The sequence below is a fragment of the Longimicrobium sp. genome (genome assembly GCF_036554565.1).
Lineage (GTDB): Bacteria > Gemmatimonadota > Gemmatimonadetes > Longimicrobiales > Longimicrobiaceae > Longimicrobium.
Window position 1 is genome coordinate 1 of the sequence record NZ_DATBNB010000137.1, and the last position, 2,209, is coordinate 2,209.

General features: G+C 69.7%; 4 protein-coding genes. 2 read left to right on the forward strand and 2 right to left on the reverse strand.

Annotated features, from left to right (window positions below; genetic code table 11):
• Positions 1-514: RsbRD N-terminal domain-containing protein (locus tag VIB55_RS03675; RefSeq protein WP_331875315.1), on the forward strand; the 514-nt coding region annotated here is incomplete at its 5' end.
• A gap of 292 nt (positions 515-806) precedes the next feature.
• Here VIB55_RS03675 and VIB55_RS03680 read toward each other — a convergent pair.
• Positions 807-1,274, reverse strand: coding sequence for a hypothetical protein (locus VIB55_RS03680; protein WP_331875316.1), 468 nt, complete (start codon positions 1,272-1,274; stop codon positions 807-809).
• Positions 1,275-1,702: 428 nt separating this feature from the next.
• Here VIB55_RS03680 and VIB55_RS03685 point away from each other — a divergent pair, with 428 nt between their 5' ends.
• Positions 1,703-1,918 (forward strand): dodecin, encoded by a 216-nt coding sequence (locus VIB55_RS03685; RefSeq protein ID WP_331875317.1) that lies wholly within the window; start codon positions 1,703-1,705, stop codon positions 1,916-1,918.
• An 80-nt stretch (positions 1,919-1,998) separates the two neighbouring features.
• Here the strand turns inward: VIB55_RS03685 and VIB55_RS03690 are convergent.
• Positions 1,999-2,209 (reverse strand): hypothetical protein (locus VIB55_RS03690; RefSeq protein WP_331875318.1); only part of this gene is annotated, 211 nt, incomplete at its 5' end.

Below are 2,209 nucleotides of genomic sequence, written 5' to 3' on the forward strand. Positions count from 1 at the left end.
GCCCGAGCTGGTGATTCCCCCCGAGGAGCCGGTGCGGTGGCCCATGCGTCCCGGCGAGGTGCCCGGGCTGGCGGAGCTGGGGCGGATGCTGTCGGACCGCGTGGACGAGGTGGTGCGGCGGTGGGCCGACCGACTGGCCCGGGACCCCGTGATTCCCGATGCCGGCGGACTGGACCGCGCCCAGCTGGAGGACCACGTCGCCACGACGCTGGTGGAGTTGGGAAAGGAGCTGGTGACGCTGGACGAGGGCGGCGGCGAGCCGGCGCTGCTGCGCGACGGAACCGACATCCAGCACCTGATCGCCACGCGGCACGGCGAGCAGCGCGCCCGGTTGGGATGGACGCCGGTCCAGCTTCGGCGCGAGTACGACCTGCTGCGTGAGGAGGTGGCGACGCTGCTGGCCACCGTTCCCGCCTCCGCCGACGCCGACCGAAGGACCGCGCACGCCATCCTGCAGCGCCTGCTCTACCGCGCGGAAGAGCTGAGCACCATCGAGCTGAGCCGCTCCACGTAACCCCCTCCCCCGGCCCCTCCCCCGCAAACAGCGCGGGAGAGGGGAGAACTTCGATTGCGGTTCGACTGGCTGCCGGTGCATGCCTTGGGAGCGCCCTCCCCCGGCCCCGTCCCCCGCTGCGCAGGGGAGGGGGAGACCTGAACTGCGCTTCGGGTGATTGACACCCCCCCGGCGCGACCTGGTCGTCCGCTCGGAGCAGTTCGCCCGCACCCTCGCCGAGGTGGCGGAGCATAGAGCGTTTACGCCGCGGGAGCTCGTCGGGGGGATAGAGGGGAGCCCACCCGGAACGCGGTCAGAATGCGACCGAAACCCCCACCTGGGTCGTGCGGTCCGCCCCGGGAAGCACCAGCAGACTTGTGCGCACGGAAGCTTCACTCTGTCGCTCCGGCGCGCCGATCAGGGCGCCCGTCACCAGGCCCACCGCTCCCCCTGCCGCCGACCCTACGACGAGCGCCAACGGCCAGTAGTCCTCGCCAGCCTCACCCCGATTCGCTACCCATGTCACGGCTGCGAACCCGCCGCCCCCGGCGAGGGCTCCAGCGGCCAAGCCCCAGAGTGCTCCGCGCTTGCGGTCGCGTGGCGCGGCATCTCCCTGGTACGGGGCGAAACCTTCAGCGTGCTCCAGTGGTGCCAGCAAAGCGCGGTACGCCCCCAGCGGCGCTGCCACACGGTGGCGCGGCAGAGATTCGATGTCCTGCGCACGCGCCGGTCCGGCCGAAAGCGTCTGTAGCAGCACCAGAAACAAAAAAACGTACCGCATGAGGTACTCTCCGGAAGTGTGCGGCTGTGGACACCCCAGGCACCGGAGGGGTGTCGCCGGTTGGCACCAGATGCGACCGCTCGGGCTCGTCCCCATGCCAGATTGCCTCCCCGGGCCGGGGAGCAAGGGGTGTACCCCTCTCCCACGCTGTTTGTGGGAGAGGGTGGACCGAGGGCCCCCACGGCATCCGAGGCCTCGGCTTTCGTGACCGCTGCCGCGCCCTGGCTGGTACGGTTCCGCGGCTAGATCCTTCGGCCCGCAACGGAGGTACTTCGGGCCGGTTTGGTGCGCCTGGGCCTCAGGATGACAGCGCGTGGGGGCGCCCTCAGCTCTTTAGGATGACAGCTCATTGGTGCCGGTGGAACGTCCCTTGCCCCCGGGGGCGCGGCCGGACGACGGGTCCGGATTGGCCTGAACGGGAGCGGAAGATGAGTGGCGTGTTCAAATCGATCGAGATGGTGGGTACGTCGTCCGAGAGCTTCGAGAATGCGACGCGCGCGGCGGTAAAGCGCGCGGGCGAGAGCATGCGGAACCTGGAGTGGCTGGAAGTCGTGGAGCAGCGCGGCTACATCAGCGGCGGCGACATCCGCGAATACCAGGTGAAGGTGAAGCTCTGGTTCAAGCTCGAAGGCAACGACGAGTAAACTTCCCATCGCTGGACGGCGGCGCGGCCGGCTCCCTGAGTGGGAAGCCGGCCGCGTTCGTCGTGGAGCCGGGTGGCCGCTCAGAACATCAGCGAGATCACGAACGCCGCCACGACGAGGGCCACGATCACGATCCCCCAGCCGGAAAGCCCCATCCGGGTGGACTTCACGTCACCGATGGTATCGCCGTGCGCGCGGTCCGATGCGTCGAGCTCCGGGTCGGTGGTCTGGAATCGGTTGGGATCGGGTCCGCTCGCCATCCATGCCTCTCGGTGCGGGTCAGGTATCTGG